12 protein-coding genes are annotated in these 15979 nt (G+C 65.5%); 5 read left to right on the top strand and 7 right to left on the bottom strand.

From position 1 onward, the window contains the following. Positions 1-89 precede the first annotated feature (89 nt). A complete protein-coding gene (locus ACQR1B_RS27805) occupies positions 90-938 on the bottom strand; it encodes a VOC family protein (RefSeq protein WP_434835692.1) in 849 nt (282 codons plus the stop codon). Then, entirely contained in the window at positions 935-2194 is a 1260-nt protein-coding gene (locus ACQR1B_RS27800) for a Glu/Leu/Phe/Val family dehydrogenase (RefSeq protein ID WP_434835693.1), read from the bottom strand. Before ACQR1B_RS27800 ends, ACQR1B_RS27805 begins: the two co-directional genes overlap by 4 nt. A gap of 205 nt (positions 2195-2399) precedes the next feature. On the opposite strand from ACQR1B_RS27800, the gene ACQR1B_RS27795 reads away from it, so the two are divergent. Both ACQR1B_RS27795 and ACQR1B_RS27790 read left to right on the top strand, forming a co-directional pair. Beyond that, the gene (locus ACQR1B_RS27795; protein ID WP_434835694.1) at positions 2400-3293 is read left to right on the top strand and encodes a sugar kinase; all 894 of its coding nucleotides are present in this window, start codon (positions 2400-2402) and stop codon (positions 3291-3293) included. A 22-nt stretch (positions 3294-3315) separates the two neighbouring features. Next, positions 3316-4224, top strand: coding sequence for a ribokinase (locus ACQR1B_RS27790; RefSeq protein WP_434835695.1), 909 nt, complete (start codon positions 3316-3318; stop codon positions 4222-4224). Here the strand turns inward: ACQR1B_RS27790 and ACQR1B_RS27785 are convergent. Further along, on the bottom strand, positions 4221-5456 hold the full coding sequence (locus ACQR1B_RS27785; RefSeq protein WP_434835696.1) for an NAD(P)/FAD-dependent oxidoreductase: 1236 nt from the start codon (positions 5454-5456) through the stop codon (positions 4221-4223). The two genes, ACQR1B_RS27790 and ACQR1B_RS27785, sit on opposite strands and share 4 nt — an antisense overlap. Positions 5457-5560: 104 nt before the next feature. On the opposite strand from ACQR1B_RS27785, the gene ACQR1B_RS27780 reads away from it, so the two are divergent. After that, a complete protein-coding gene (locus tag ACQR1B_RS27780) occupies positions 5561-6346 on the top strand; it encodes an enoyl-CoA hydratase/isomerase family protein (protein ID WP_434835697.1) in 786 nt (261 codons plus the stop codon). Positions 6347-6354: 8 nt separating this feature from the next. Here ACQR1B_RS27780 and ACQR1B_RS27775 read toward each other — a convergent pair whose 3' ends face one another. Then, on the bottom strand, positions 6355-8061 hold the full coding sequence (locus tag ACQR1B_RS27775) for an IlvD/Edd family dehydratase (protein WP_434835698.1): 1707 nt from the start codon (positions 8059-8061) through the stop codon (positions 6355-6357). 62 nt (positions 8062-8123) lie between these two features. Beyond that, positions 8124-8942 carry an NAD-dependent epimerase/dehydratase family protein gene (locus ACQR1B_RS27770; protein WP_434835699.1) on the bottom strand — a complete coding sequence of 273 codons (819 nt, stop codon included), beginning with the start codon at positions 8940-8942 and terminating at the stop codon, positions 8124-8126. An 89-nt stretch (positions 8943-9031) separates the two neighbouring features. Here ACQR1B_RS27770 and ACQR1B_RS27765 point away from each other — a divergent pair, with 89 nt between their 5' ends. Further along, positions 9032-10000, top strand: a complete 969-nt coding sequence (locus ACQR1B_RS27765; RefSeq protein WP_434835700.1) for an SMP-30/gluconolactonase/LRE family protein — start codon at positions 9032-9034, stop codon at positions 9998-10000. 72 nt (positions 10001-10072) lie between these two features. Here the strand turns inward: ACQR1B_RS27765 and ACQR1B_RS27760 are convergent, their stop codons facing one another. Both ACQR1B_RS27760 and ACQR1B_RS27755 read right to left on the bottom strand, forming a co-directional pair. Further along, entirely contained in the window at positions 10073-11503 is a 1431-nt protein-coding gene (locus tag ACQR1B_RS27760; protein ID WP_434835701.1) for an aldehyde dehydrogenase family protein, read from the bottom strand. Positions 11504-12019: 516 nt separating this feature from the next. Beyond that, positions 12020-14389, bottom strand: a complete 2370-nt coding sequence (locus ACQR1B_RS27755; RefSeq protein WP_434835702.1) for a transketolase — start codon at positions 14387-14389, stop codon at positions 12020-12022. Positions 14390-14532: 143 nt separating this feature from the next. Here ACQR1B_RS27755 and ACQR1B_RS27750 point away from each other — a divergent pair, with 143 nt between their 5' ends. Further along, complete coding sequence (locus tag ACQR1B_RS27750) at positions 14533-14994, top strand: Lrp/AsnC family transcriptional regulator (RefSeq protein WP_012042979.1); 462 nt, start codon at positions 14533-14535, stop codon at positions 14992-14994. Positions 14995-15979 lie beyond the last annotated feature (985 nt).

The following is a 15979-nucleotide window of genomic DNA, read 5'->3' as shown; positions in this document are numbered from 1 at the left end:
TTCAAGCCGATGCGAGACAATCGCCTGAACGCATCTGCGGCGCTTCCGGCCAGGAGAGGAGAGATCTCGAACAGCCGTATCGAACCGCTTCACTCGGCGGCGCGCGGCGCCTTCTCGAGGATCAGCGTATGGATGCCGGCGGTGCCGCTGTAAAGGCTGATCACCCGCGTGCCCGGCTTGCGGCCCGCGCGCGGTTCCGAGACCTGCAGGCCGGCGGCCAGCAACCGTGCGCGCGTCGCCTCGATGTCGGCCACACGCCAGCTCAGGCCCCACAGCTTGTCATTCGTCTTGTCGTTGCCGGCGACCGGCCGCTTCACCACCTCGACGATCAGGTCGCCGCAGCGGAAGAACATCAGCTGCCCCCATTCCTGATGGGTGCGGTCGAGCGCCATGTCGAGCCCGAGCCGGGCGCCATAGAGCGCCGCAGCACGCTCCGGATCCTCGGTCGAGACCACGATGTGGTCGAGGCCGAGCACAGCGGAGTCGGCGGTCTTTTCCGAAGGCGGCCGCTGCTGGCTGAGTTCCAGGAAGAACATGCGCACGCCGCGCGTCAGGTCGGTCATCGCGCGCGTGCGCTTCCAATGCAGTGTCTGGCCCGAAATCCGGTCGGTGTTGTCGACCTCGGTGATCGGGGCTGGCTTCAGCGCCACGCGCTCCAGCCGGCGATGCATCTTGCCGATGTCGGCAGTGGAGAAGCAGATGCTGGCGAGCCCTTCGCCCCAGATCTTCAGGACGTTGCGGATACGGTCGGCGGCGGGACTCTGCCCCACCGGCGCCATCAGCTCCAAGGTCATGTTGTCGAGCGTGAACAGGACGCGATCGGCGCCCTCGCCCGAATTCTGCCAGGACGGTTTGCGTGCCAGCAGCGTCTCGAACGCGGCGCTGCCGGTCTGGATGTCCTGCAGCAGGACGACGACGTGGTCGAGGCCGGTGATCACGGAAACAGTCCTCGCGAGTTCTTGGCGGCCCGCACCTTCTCGACGCCGATCGCCATCGCTGCGGTCCGATGCGAGATGTCGTCGGCCTTGGCCCGCGTCACCATCCGCTCGAAGGCGCGGTCGAGGATCTGGTACTCGCGGCGCATCACCTCTTCTTCTTCCCAGAACAGCTGCTGCAGGTCCTGCACCCATTCGAAATAGCTGACGACGACACCGCCGGAGTTGCAGAGAATGTCGGGAATGAGGAAGATCTCGTTGCGGCGCTGGTCGAGCACCAGATCGGCATCCGGCGTCGTCGGGCCGTTGGCGGCCTCGGCGATGATCCGGCATTTCAGATTCGCGGCCACCTTGGCGTCGATCACGCGCTCGACCGCCGCCGGAACGAGGATGTCGCAAGCCAGGGTCAGGAGCTGGTTCGGATCGAAGGCGAGCTCGGTGGAGAAACCGGCAATGCTGCCGCGCGCGCTCGCGTACTCCATCAGGGCCGGAATATCGAGGCCGCGGGGATCATGGAGCGCACCGGTATGATCGCTGACAGCAATCACCTTCATGCCCATCTGGTGGAAGCCGAGCGCGGCATAGGAGCCGACATTGCCGAAGCCCTGCACGACCGCGGTGGACCTGGTCGGGTCGATGCCGAGCACGTCCATGACCCGGCGCGACACATGGGCAACGCCGCGGCCGGTGGCCTCGCGACGGCCGAGCGTACCCCCGGAAAACACGGGCTTGCCGGTGACGATCTCCATCACGGTCTGGCCCTGATACATGGAATAGGTGTCCATGAACCACGCCATCACCTGCTCGTTGGTCCCCATGTCCGGCGCCATCACGTCGGTATGCGGACCGACGAACGGGATCATCTCCTGCATGTAGCGCCGCGACAGCGATTCAAGTTCCCGCTTCGACAGCTTGGACAGATCGACGTTGACCCCGCCCTTGGCGCCACCATAGGGCAAGCCCACGAGCGCGCATTTCCAGCTCATCCAGATCGCGAGCGCGGCGACCTCGCCGATGTCGACGGTCGGCGCGAAACGGGTGCCGCCCTTGGTCGGCCCCATCGTCAGAAGATGCTGAACGCGGTACCCTTCGTAAACGGCAATCGTGCCGTCATCGCGATGGATCGGACACGAGACGGTGATCGCCCGCTTGGGCAGCAACAACCGGTCGCGCTCGTCGGCTGGGATGCCAAGATGGTCGGCGATCACGTTGAATTGGTTCGCGGCCATCTCGAAGACCGGTCCCGCATAGACAGTCATCTTCCACTCCCGAATCTGCACACGTGCAGGCCGACAACCATAGCGCGACCGGGGCGGCGGCGGCAGGGGGCCGTTGGTTGCGCCGGACCGATCTCAACCACCATGGTGACGATTTGACGAAGAATTTCAGCGTTGATCCGCTTTAACCGCTTGCTAATCTGCGGCGCCGGGGCCGCAATCACCCCTTAGTGAGACAGAAATGCCAATGCAGGCCCTTTTCATCGGACAAACCTACATCGACGTTACGTTCATCACCGACCATATGCCGACCGGGGACGAGAAACACGTCGCATCCGACTATGCCGTCTCGTTCGGCGGCAATGCGGTCACCGCGGCATTTTGCTGCGCCAAACTCGGAATCGTGCCGGATCTGATCGCAACGGTGGCGAACGATTGGCTCGGGCGGATGTTCCAGGACATGACCGCGAAATACGGCATCTCCGTACATCCACGGAAGGTCAACGCGTCGTCGCTGTCGTTCATCATGCCGAAGGACGGTAAGCGCGCCATCGTCCGCTGCCGCGACGATGCGCACATCCATCCCTTTCCGCTGCTCAACCTCGGCAATTGCCGCGCACTGCACATCGACGGCCACCAGCCCGACGCCGCGCTGCATTATGCCAAACTGTGCCGCGAGGCCGGCATCCTGACCTCGCTCGACGGCGGCGGATTGCGCACCAACACGCACGAGCTCCTCGGATACATCGATGTGGCGATCGTCGCCGAGCGCCTGTGCGAGCAGATGGACCTCACGCCCGAGAAGATGCTGGACTACCTGAAGGAGCGCGGCTGCCGGATCGGCGGCGTGACCCAGGGCGAGAAGGGCCTGCTGTGGTATGACGAGACCGGCGCGGTCCATACGCTGCCGGCCTATCCGATCCCGCGCGAACGCGTGATCGACACCAACGGCGCCGGCGACGTGTTCCACGGCGCCTACGTCTATTCGTATCTCGCCAATCCGGCGAAGAGCTGGAAGGAGCATTTCGAGTTCGCGCGCGCGGCCTCGACGTTCAAGATCCAGAAGCTCGGCAACGAGGCCGGCCTGCCGACGCTCGCCGACATCGAACTCGTCCGGCAGGAATTCGAAGCCCGCGTCTAGCGGCGTGTGAGGGAGAGAGCGGATGGGGCGCGTCGTCGTCGCCGGCAGCATCAACATGGATGTGGTGGCGACGGCCGAGCGCCATCCGCGCATCGGCGAGACCGTCGCCGGCCGGTCGGTGATGTACTTCCATGGCGGCAAGGGCGCCAACCAGGCGGTGTCGGCGGCCAAGCTCGGCACGCCGACGTCACTGATCGGCCGACTCGGCCGTGACGCGTTCGGCGAGCAGTTGCGCGCGTTCCTCACGGCTCAGGGCATCGATCTCGGCGCGGTAAAGGACAGCGCCGGCGCGTCGACCGGCACCGCGATCATCACGCTGGCCAACGCCGACAACACCATCGTGGTGATACCGGGGGCCAATGCCGAGGTCGGCGCCGACGACGTGGCGCGGGTCGCCTTGGCCCCGGGCGACGTGGCCGTCAGTCAGTTTGAGATTCCGAAAGCGACGATCGCGGCCTTTTTCCTGCGGGCGAAAGCCGCCGGCGCCAGCACGATCCTCAACCCTGCCCCCGCGAGCGCCTTCGACGGCGCGCTGTTCGCGATTGTCGACATTCTCGTGCTCAACGAGACCGAACTCGGCTTTCTCGCCGGCATCGAACTCGGCGACGCGCCCACCCTGCCGCAGGTCAAGGACGCGGTTCGGGCGCTTCGGCCCCGCATCGACCAGATCATCTGCGTCACGCTCGGCGCGCGCGGCGCGGTCGCGGTCGTGGGCGAAGATGCGACGCTGGTCGAAGGCCGCAGCGTGAAGGCCGTCGACACCACCGGCGCCGGCGACTGCTTCGTCGGCGCGCTGGCGGCGCGGCTGTCGCAGGGCGCCGCGATCGCGGATGCGATCTCCTATGCCAACATCGCTGCATCGATCTCGGTGCAACGCATGGGCGCCGGCCCTTCGATGCCGTCGGCAGAGGAGGTGCGCGCGCTGCTCTAGGCGAGAGCGCTCTTCAGGTCGAAGCTGGGATCGGCTGCCTTCGCCGCGTCCACGCTGCCGCCCGCCGCCAGCAGCTTGCGGCCGAACATGTGGTCGCCGGCACGGTTGACGGACTCGATGCCGACCAGCCTGCCTTCCTTGTAACAGAATGCGGAGAACGCCTTTTGCGTGGGATCACCGCGCAGCACGACCTGATCATACCCCGTGGTGAGCCCCGCGATCTGCAGCTTGTCGTTGCCCTGGTCGCTCCAAAACCACGGCTGCCCGTCATAGGCCTTCACGTCGCCGGTGAGGCGCGCCGCGACGCAGCGGGCGTGATCGGTGGCGTTCTGCACCGACTCCAGCCGCAAGGTGCCGCCGAAGCGCGGGCTGGCGAACAGCGCGCAGTCGCCGATGGCCGAGATGTGCGGATCGCTGGTGAGCAGATATTCGTCGACGACGATGCCCGAGGCGACCTGCAATCCGGCTTCCGCCGCGAGTTCGACATTCGGCAGCACGCCGACGCCGACGACGACCAGATCGGCGGGAATGTGCCGGCCGTCGCTCAGGCTGACGCCGGTGACCTTGTTGCCGTCGGCCTCGATGCTGGTGGCCTGCACGCCGAGATGGATGCGCACGCCGGCATCGGCGTGCTGCTTCTGGAAGTAGTCGGAGATTTCGGCCGTCACGGCCCGCGCCATCACCCGCGCGCCGAGTTCGAGCACGTCGACCTCGAGACCCTTGATCCGCGCGGTGGCGGCGAATTCGAGGCCGATGAAGCCGGCGCCGATCACGACCACCCGCTTGGCATCGCCCATCAGGCCCCTGAGCGCTTCGCTGTCGTCGAGAATACGCAGGTATCGGACGGCAGGAAGACTGGCGTTGGGAATGTCGAGCAGCCGATTGCGTGCACCAGTCGCAAATACCAAGTGCCCATAGTCCAGTGTCTTGCCGGAGGCGAGCAGCACCTTGCGCGCCTCGCGCTGGACCGAGACGACGCGGTCATGGACGAGATCGATGGTCTGGTCGGCGTAGAACTTCTGCGGCCGGAACATCAGGGTCTCGGGGCCGCCGGTGCCCTTGAGATAGGCCTTCGACAGCGGCGGACGCTGGTAGGGCAGATGCGGCTCGTCGTTGATCAGATGAATCGGATCGGCAAAGCCTGCCTGACGCAGCGAGGTCGCAAGCTGAAAGCCCGCATGCCCCGCCCCCACGATCACAACCGGTCCCTTCGTCACTGCTCCCTGCCCCATTTTGTTCATCGGCGTTCAGGCCGGGTTGTCGCAGACTTCCCCGGCATTGTCACCGTCCCGCAGTGCGGTTTAAATGCGGCAACAATCAAACGTGGGAGGAATGAATGTCGGATGCAGCAGCGGAACCCGCCCGCCTCGGCATCGACGGTCCGATCGCGACCATCACGCTCGACCGTCCGGCGGCCTTCAACGCCATCAATCTCGCCATCGCCCGGCGCCTGGAGCGGCTCGCCGCCCAGGTCGAGGCCGACGAGACTATCCGGGTGTTGATCCTGCGGGGCGAAGGCCGCGCCTTCTGCGCCGGCGGCGACCTGCAAACCATCGGAGCGGCCGCCGAGAGCGATACCATCACACCGGTCGTGAGCGAGCTGCTGCACCACTATCATGCTTTCATTGCGAGCCTGCGGCGCATGCCCAAGATCGCGCTGGCGAGCGTGCACGGCTCCGCAGCCGGCGCTGGCCTGTCGCTCGCCTTCGCTGCCGATCTCTGCATCGCCGCCGAGGAGGCGCGCTTCACGCCGGCCTATGCCAAGCTCGGCGTGTCGCCCGATGGCGGCGGCACGGTCGGCGTCGTCGCGACCGTGGGCGTCCAGCGCGCGCTGCAGATCTTCCTGGCCGAGGACAGCTTCACGGCCGCGCAGGCCTATGAATGGGGCCTGGTCGCCAAGGTCGTCGCTGCTAGCGAACTCGCCGCGGCCACCCAGGCGCTGGCCGAGCGGCTGGCGCAAAATATGCCAGCGGGGATCGCGGCGACCAAGGCGCTGATCCATCGCGCCCCCGCGAGTTCGGTCGAAGACCAGCTCGGGGCCGAGCGTGATGCGATCATCGCTTGCATGCATACGGACGAATTCCGCGCCGCCGTGAAGCGGTTTACCAGCAAGCGCAAGTAGGACGGCGCTCACCCTTTCCCCTTCCGGCGCATGAAATCGAAATCGCAGCCGTCATCGGCCTGCAGGATCGTTTCATGAAACAGGTGCGCATAGCCGCGCTCGGCCCATTCCGGCGTCGCCGCTTGTGCCAAGGCAGCACGGCGGCGGTCGAGCTCGGCGTCGTCGACCAGCAGGTCGATGCTGCGCTTTTCGACATCGAGCCGGATCATGTCGCCGCTCCGCACCAGCGCCAGCGGACCGCCGACGGCGGATTCCGGCGTGACGTGCAGCACGATGGTGCCAAATGCGGTGCCGCTCATGCGCGCATCGGAGATGCGCACCATGTCCTTGGTGCCGCCGCGCGCGAGCTTTTTCGGGATCGGCAAATACCCCGCCTCCGGCATGCCAGGCGCACCTTTGGGCCCGGCGTTGCGCAGCACCAGGACGTCGTCGGCGGAAACATCGAGATCGGGATCATCGACCCGCAGGGTCATGTCCTCGATCGACTCGAACACGACGGCGCGCCCGGTGTGCTGCAGCAGCTTGACGCTCGCGGCCGAATGCTTGATGACGGCGCCGCGCGGCGCGAGGTTACCACGCAAAACCGCGAGCCCGCCCTCGGGCTTGATCGCGTCGTCGCGCGAGCGTATGACGTCCTGGCCCGGGACATCCTCGGCGGCGGCCACGATGTCGCGCAGCGATTGGCCGGTGATCGAGCGGCAATCGAGATCGATGAGATCGCCCAGCTGCTTCATCAGCTTCGGCACGCCGCCGGCATGGTGGAAATGCTCCATGTAGTGATCGCCGGACGGCTTGAGGTCCACGAGCACCGGCACCTCGCGGCCGATGCGGTCGAACGCATCGAGGTCGATCGTATGCGGCGTGCGCCCCGCGATCGCCGTGAGGTGTACGAGGCCGTTGGTCGAGCCGCCGATCGCCTGCAGCACCACCTGCGCATTCTTGAAGGCGGCCGGAGTCAGCAGCTCGCTCGGCTTCGGCCCTTTGGCCTTGGCCATTGCGGCGGCGACGCGGCCGCTGGCCTCGGCGGAGCGGAAGCGCTCGGCATGAGGCGCCGGAATCGTCGCGCTCATCGGCAACGACAATCCGAGCGCCTCGGTGATGCAGGCCATCGTCGAGGCCGTTCCCATCACCATGCAGGTGCCGACAGACGGCGCGAGCCGGCCATTCACCGCCTCGATCTCGCTGTCGTCGATCTCGCCGGCGCGATACTTGGCCCAAAGACGCCGGCAATCGGTGCAGGCGCCGAGCACCTCGCCCTTGTGATGGCCGACCACCATGGGACCGACGGGAATGACCACCGTCGGCAGATCGGCCGAGACCGCCGCCATGATCTGCGCCGGCAGCGTCTTGTCGCAGCCGCCGATGACGACCACGGCATCCATCGGCTGGGCGCGGATCATCTCCTCGGTTTCCATCGCCATCAGGTTGCGCAGATACATCGAGGTCGGATGCGCAAAACTTTCGGCGATCGAGATCGTCGGAAACACGAACGGCATCGCGCCCGACAGCATGACGCCGCGCTTCACCGCCTCCAGAATCTGCGGCACGTTGCCGTGGCAGGGATTGTAGTCGCTGTAGGTGTTGGTGATGCCGACGATCGGCCGGTCGAGCGCATCGTCGGAGTAGCCGGCAGCCTTGATGAAGGCCTTGCGCAGGAACAGCGAGAAGCCGGCATCGCCGTAAGCAGTCAGTCCCTTGCGCAGGCCGTCAGTCATGTCAGTCTCTTTTGCTGTCTGTTTTTGTTATCTGTTTCTTGTTGTCATTCGGAGACGATGCATCAGCCCCAATCGATGATCCGGCTGGTGTCGCCGTCGAACTCGGTGGCGCAGAACGCGCCGCCCTGGAAATAGTCGCCGACGGGATCGGCGGGCAGCGTGGCCTGTTCGGCAAGAGCGTGCTCGCGGAAATCCTCGGCGCGGCCGGTCGGGCGATAGCCGAGGTCATAGGCGCGCTGATTGTCCCACCAGGCCCGCTCGTTCAACGAGGCGCCGTAGAGCACTTCGAAATGAATGCCTGGATGTTCGAGCCCGATGCGGCAGAGCTGAACGAGATCCTCGGGCTTCAGCCAGATCGACAGCCGGCGCTTGTCGAGCGGCTTGTCGCCGAAATTGCCGATGCGGAGGCAGGTCACCTTCAGCCCATGCTTGTCGGCGTAGAGCGAGCCGACGGCTTCGCCGAACACCTTGCTGACACCGTAGCGGCCGTCGGGACGCGGCTGCACGTCGTTGTCGATTCTGCGGTGGCGCGGATAAAAGCCGACCGCGTGGTTCGACGACGCGAACACGACACGCTCGACACCCTTGCGACGCGCCGCCTCGAACAGGTTGTAAGCGCCGATGATGTTGGCCTGCAGGATGTCGTTCCAGGGACCTTCGACCGAATAGCCGCCGAAATGGATGATGCCGTCGACGCCTTCGCACAGCGCTTCGACCTGGGAGAGGTCAGCCAGATCCGCCGCCTTGAACGTCTCCTGGCTGGAGAGATCGGCCGGCGGCTTCAGGTCGCTGAGCAGAAGGTCCGGATAGATCGGCGGCAGCAGCTTCCGCAAAGAGGAGCCGATCCCACCGCTCGCGCCGGTCATCAAGATACGTGGCATTTCATCCCTCGTGTTCGCGCCGCAGGTTTGCGGTCGTGGCTGGCCAATGATAGCAGAGATCGCCAACGCACAATAACGGGACCGGCCAAATGTCCGACGGAAACGCTCACGCTCAGGGGTTTCGCCCTGCCACCTTCTATCCCGATCCGGCGATTCAGGCGCTCGATCCGCGGTTCGAGAAATATTGGCTCAAACTCTCGGCCGTCGAACGGCTGGCGACCGGCCTGCGCTGGGCCGAGGGACCCGTGTGGTTCGGTGACGGGCGCTACCTCCTGTGCAGCGACATTCCCAATCAGCGCATCCTCAAATGGGAGGAGGAGACCGGCGCGGTGTCGGTGTTCCGCAAGCCCTCCAACTTCGCCAACGGCAATACCCGGGACCGTCAGGGCCGGCTCGTCACCTGCGAACACGGCGGCCGCCGTGTCACCCGGACCGAATATGACGGCTCGATCACCGTGCTGATAGACTCCTTCGACGGCAAGCGGCTGAATTCGCCGAACGACGTCGTCGTCAAGTCCGACGGCTCGATCTGGTTCACCGATCCGACCTTCGGCCTGCTCGGCAACTACGAGGGCTACAAGGCCGAGCCGGAGATCGACACCCATGTCTACCGGATCGATGGCACCACCGGCCACGCCACGATCGTCGCCGAGGGCGTGCTGGGTCCGAACGGGCTGTGCTTCTCGCCCGATGAATCCATCCTCTACGTCGTCGAATCCCGCGGCGTCCCGACCCGCAAGATCCTCGCTTATAACGTCTCCGCCGACGGCACGCGGCTGACCAACAAGCGCGTTCACATCGATGCCGGGCCGGGGACGCCGGACGGCATGCGCTGCGACGTCGACGGCAATCTCTGGTGCGGCTGGGGCATGGGCAACCCCGAGCTCGACGGCGTCATGGTGTTCGCGCCCGACGGCGCGCCGATCGGCCGCATCGCTTTGCCCGAGCGCTGCGCCAATGTCTGTTTCGGCGGCCTCAAGCGCAACCGCCTGTTCATGGCCGCCAGCCAGTCGATCTACGCGCTCTACGTGAACACGCAGGGCGCGTTGGGGGGTTAATCCCACCAGCTTTGTTGTCGGCGCGAACGGTGGGCACGCTGCGCTTTGCCCACCCTACGCGCCCTCACGCGATCAAGCCGCGTTGTAGCCTGCGACCGCCTTGACCTCGAGATACTCCTCGAGGCCGAACTTGCCCCATTCGCGGCCGTTGCCGGACTGCTTGTAGCCGCCGAACGGCGCGGTGCGGTCGTTGGGGACGCCCTGCAGATTGACGTTGCCGGCGCGGATCTTGCGGCCGACCTCGCGGGCCTTCTCGATCGTCGGAGCCGAGACGTAACCGGCGAGACCATAGGGCGTGTCGTTGGCGATCCTAACCGCCTCGGCCTCGTCGCTCGCGCCGATGATCACCAGCACAGGCCCGAAGATCTCCTCGCGCGAGATCGTCATCTCCGGCTTGACGTCGGCGAAGACGGTCGGGCGCACATAGAAGCCCTTGTTGACGCCCTCGGGCAGGCCCGGACCGCCGGCGACGAGCGTGGCGCCTTCCTCGATGCCCTTGTTGATCAGCGCCTGGATCTTGTCCCACTGGCCGCGATTGACGACCGGGCCGATCGTGGTGCCCTCGCCGCGCGGGTCGCCCGCCTTGGTCTTGTCGGCGACGCCCTTCGCGATCGCCGCCACTTCCTTCATCCGCGCGGCCGGCACGATCATGCGCGACGGCGCGTTGCAGGACTGGCCGGAGTTGTTGAACATGTGCATGACGCCGCCGGTCACCGCCTTGACCAGGTCGGCGCCCTCCAGGATCACGTTCGGCGACTTGCCGCCGAGCTCCTGGCTGACGCGCTTCACGGTCGGTGCTGCGCGCTTGGCGACGTCGATGCCGGCGCGGGTCGAGCCGGTGAACGAGATCATGTCGATGTCGGGATGCTCGCTCATGGCGGCGCCGACCTCCGGCCCGAGGCCGTTGATCAGGTTGAACACGCCCTTCGGCACGCCGGCTTCATGCAGGATCTCGGCGAAGATCAGCGCCGAGGTCGGGGTGAACTCCGACGGCTTCAGGATCATGGTGCAGCCCGCTGCGAGCGCCGGCGCGACCTTGCAGGCGATCTGGTTGAGCGGCCAATTCCAGGGCGTGATCATGCCGACGACACCGACCGGCTCGCGCACCACGACGGACGCCGGCAGCGTCTCCTCGAACTCGTATTTCTTCAGCACATCGAGCGTCGACATCAGATGGCCGAGACCAGCGCCGGCCTGCAGCTTCTCCGCCATCGGCAGCGGCGCGCCCATCTCGTCGGAGACGGCGGCGCCGATCTCTTTCATGCGGCCCTTGTAGACGGCGATGATCTTTTCGAGCAGCGCGACGCGCTCCTCGCGCGAGGTCTGCGAAAAGGTCTCGAAGGCGCGCTTGGCGGCCGCGACGGCCTTGTCGACATCGGCCTTGGAGCCCAGCGCAACCTCGTACATCGCCTCTTCGGTCGCAGGATTGACGACCGGGGTGGACTTCTTGACGACCGGATCGACCCAGGCGCCGTCGATGTAGAATTGCAGGCGATTGACCATCGGAAAACCTCTTCGCGTGGAAGCATATGGGAGGGGCGGCAGCGCGCGGGCCGGCATCCTGGCACGAACGATCCGCGGGATGAACCCGCCACATGCGGGGACCGGGGTTGCGTCGGTCGGATATAGGATCAAGCCCGCGACCGGCGCAAGCTCGGCCGCCGCTGCATCTCGACGCCCCTCTTTTGCATCGCAGCAAAAGCGATGTGAGGGTTTTCCGGCCTACAGAATTCAAGCCGGAGGCCGCTTCGCAGAGCCCTCCCCCAAATTCATTTCAAGATTCATTTTCGATATGTGAACTGCTTCACATCCCGGCCCGGTCCTCTTCGCTAATCTCACCCCCGTAGATCGCCGGCCCCGAACGACATCGGACACCGTTTCATCACCAAACGATTTGTCCGTGCTTACTGACGACCCTTTATTGACGACGCTTTTCAGCACGTGGTTTTTGATCCAAGTTGCGACGCCGTCTCCTTCATCCAGGTGGGGGAGACGGCGCAACTGTATCCAGCCCCCGCATCACACCGCCATCTTGCGATGCCGCACCGGCGCGCCGGTCAGGCTTTCGGCGGCGTCGATGATCGCATTCGCGTCCATGCCGTTGTGACGGTAGAGATCGTCGATCGTCCCGGTCTGACCGAACTTCTCCACCCCCAGTGCCTCGACGCGATGGCCGCGCACCGAGCCGAGCCAACCGAGCGTCGCCGGGTGACCGTCGATGACGGTGACGATGCCGCAATCGCGCGGCAGTGGCGCCAGCAGCTGCTCGATGTGGCTGAGATGCTGCGTGCCGCGGCGATGCCGGCGCAGGCTGCGCGCCGCCGTCCATCCCGCGTGCAACCGGTCCGCCGAGGTGATCGCGAGCAGGCCGACGTCGCGCCGGGATTCGCCGATCAGGCCGGTCGCCTCAATCGCCTCCGGGGCGACCGCGCCGGTGTAAGCGATGATGACCTCCGCATTCGGACCCGGCTTGCGCAGCCAATAGGCGCCGGCGGCGATGTCGGACTCCAGCTCCGGCGTCATGATCCGTTGCGGCTGGTCGATCGTGCGCGTCGACAGCCGTAGATACAGCGAGCCACCCTCGCCGCTCGCGGCCTGCATGTGCGCAAAGCCCCATTTCATGATCGCGGCAAGCTCGTCGACAAAGGCCGGTTCGAACGACGACAGCCCGTCCTGCGCCATGCCGATCAGCGGCGTCGCGATCGACTGATGCGCACCGCCCTCCGGCGCGAGCGTCACGCCCGACGGCGTTGCCGCCACCATGAAGCGCGCATCCTGATAGCAGGCGTAGTTCAGCGCATCGAGGCCGCGCTCGATGAAGGGATCATACAGCGTGACGATCGGCAACAGCCGGGCGCCATTGATGGCATGCGACAGGCCGAGCGCAGAGGCCATGATGAACAGGTTCATCTCGGCGATGCCGAGCTCGATGTGCTGGCCCTTCGGCGAGGCGGCCCAGTTGAAGGTCGAGGGGATCTTCTCGCTGCGGAACAGGTCGGCCTTCTCGGCATGCGCGAACAGGCCGCGGCGGTTGACCCAGGCGCCGAGATTGGTCGACACGGTGACATCCGGCGACGACGTCACGATGCGCGAGGCCATCGCGGTGTCGCTGCGCGCGAGATCGTTGAGAACAAGGCCAAAGCCCTGCTGCGTCGACATCTGCGCCGCAGCGGTGAAGGTCAGCCGCTCCGGCACGTCGAACACGGCGTCATCGAGCCTGCGGCCGTCACGATTGAACGGCACGGCGGCAAGAAATGCCTCCAGCTTGGCCGGGTCCTGCGTCAGGCCTTCGAACTTGTCCCACTCACAGCCGGGGCGGATGTTCTGCTGGGCGCGGTACTTTTCCATCTGCGCGACCGTCATCAGGCCGGCGTGGTTGTCCTTGTGGCCCTGGAACGGCAGGCCGACGCCCTTGATGGTGTAGGCGATGAAGCAGACGGGACGGTCGTGATCGATCGACTCGAACGCCTCCAGCATGCTCGCCATGTCGTGGCCGCCGAGGTTGCTCATTAGCGCCAGCAGCTCGTCGTCGCTGCGCTTGTCGAGCAGCCGCGTCACCTCGCCCTGGTCACCGATCTCATCCTGGATGTGCTTGCGGAAGGCGGCGCCGCCCTGGAAGCACAGCGCCGCGTACAGCGCGTTCGGGCAATTGTCGATCCAGCGCCTGAGCGCCTCGCCGCCGGGCTCCGCGAACGCCTCGCGCATCAGCTTGCCGTATTTCACGATCACCACGTCCCAGCCGAAATTGCGGAACATGGTCTCGAACTTCTCCCACAGGCCCTCGCGCACCACTGCATCCAGGCTCTGGCGGTTGTAGTCGACGATCCACCAGGTGTTGCGCAGGCCGTGCTTCCAACCCTCGGCCAGCGCCTCGAAGATGTTGCCCTCGTCCATCTCGGCGTCGCCCACGAGCGCGATCATGCGGCCCTCGCGGCGATCCTTCATCCAGCCATGCGCCTTGACGTAGTCCTGCACCAGCGAGGAGAACAGTGTCTGTGCAACGCCGAGGCCGACCGAGCCGGTCGAGAAGTCGACGTCGTCGATATCCTTGGTGCGCGAGGGATAGGACTGCGCGCCCTTGAAGCCGCGGAAGTTTTCCAGCTTCTCGCGGGTCTGCCGGCCGAACAGATATTGGATGGCATGAAACACCGGACTCGCATGCGGCTTCACCGCGACGCGGTCCTCGGGGCGCAGCACCGAGAAGTACAGCGCCGACATGATGGTCGCGAGCGAGGCCGAGGACGCCTGGTGACCGCCGACCTTCAAGCCGTCGGTGTTCGGCCGGATGTGGTTGGCATGGTGAATGGTCCAGGACGACAGCCACAGCGCCTTGCGGGCCAGCGCGTTCAGGATGTCGAGACGGTCTGACGATGCGGATGGCGTGGCCATGGCGCGCGGCTCCCCAGGGGATCGTGTTGCGTTCGTCGATTTTAATCCCGTTGCACCGCCCATAATTCTCAATTTTTCGCGTGCAGTTGTGACCTATTGGGATATTTTCCTATTCCGAAGACAATTTCAGCGAATTGATCCCAATGCCCGACCTCGACGCCATCGACCGCAAGATCCTCGGCCATCTCCAGGCCGACGGCCGCATCACCATGCAGGAGCTCGCCGACAAGGTCGGCCTGTCCGTGTCGCCCTGCCACCGCCGTGTCAAGCTCTTGGAGGAACGCGGCGTCATCACCCGCTATCTCGCGACCGTCGACCAGAAGGCGCTCGGGCTGCACGTCTCCGTCTTCATCTCGATCAAGCTGGCGCGGCAGAAGGAGGAGGACCTGAAGCGGTTCGAAAAGGCGATCTCGGCCTGGCCCGAGGTGCTCGAATGCTATCTGATGACGGGCAACCGCGACTACCTGCTGCGGGTCGTCGCCGCCGACCTCTCCTCCTATGAAGCGTTCCTGAAGAGCAAGCTGACCCGCCTCGACGGCATCGCCTCGATCGAGTCGAGCTTCGCGCTGAGCCAGGTGAAATACTCGATCGCACTGCCGGTGTGAGGCGCACTGCCTCAGCAATCTCGGCTGTCGTCCCTGCGAACGCAGGGACCCATACTCCGCGGCGGATGTGGTGAGGAAAGACGGGGCCGACATCGTGCGCAACAACTTTTCCCTGGGATTGTGGATCCCGGATCTGCGCGTGCGACGCACGCTTGTCCTGGACGACAGTGGAGGTCGCAGAGGTTGCTCGCCTCCTACGGGCCACGGGTTGCCCGCAGCCTCGGAATGGGCACACGCATCCTCATTCCCGCGGCGCGCTGCGCCCGAGGTGATGCTGACCTCATGCCCCTCTTCACAACAGAGGGCGCAGGGAAGGCCGGGCGCTGGCCGCGCCCGTGGCCCGCCTGCGGAAAAAAATGCAGGCGGCAGGTACCACAGGTCTGGCCGAAAACGCCCGGCCCTCCCTGCGCAATGGTTTTCACGGCTGCTTCGCGTTCTCCCCGGTGCGCCGGCTTTTGGCCACCGTGCGCGACGACGCGCTTTCCGCGCGCCGCCGCGGGGACACCAGCATCGGGGTGCCAGGACCGCGCGACTTGACCGTGCGTGCATCATTGTTCGTCGGCGCGATTGATCACGCTGCAACGACACACGCCCATCGCATTCCGCTGCCGACGTCCATGACGACCGCGATACGTCCCCTCCGACGCAACGGAACGGGCTGGACTGTAATGCTGATTTTACGAAGTTGCCAAGCGGTTTATTTTTTGCGGGAGGGCTGGACAGACTTTTCGCGCAGGCCCCGATTTGCCCGTCGGGCTCTCCATCGGCTCCCTTGCGTGTTCATGGTCCAATGCGCAGTGCCGCGCTCGGCTTTCGATCCTCATGGTGAGGAGCGCCGCGCTGATCAAGTCAATTGCCAGGCGAGCTCATCGTTCGCGGCGCGTCTCGAACCATGAGGCCACGACTGGGGCCTCGCCCTTCGAGACGCCCGCCTGCGGCGGGCTCCTCAGAGTGTGAGAATGTTTTGTCGTTTCCACCAGTTTGC

It is taken from the genome of Bradyrhizobium oligotrophicum, from assembly GCF_051168495.1.
Lineage (GTDB): Bacteria > Pseudomonadota > Alphaproteobacteria > Rhizobiales > Xanthobacteraceae > Bradyrhizobium > Bradyrhizobium oligotrophicum_A.
This window is presented reverse-complemented; position numbering and strand designations above follow the sequence as displayed.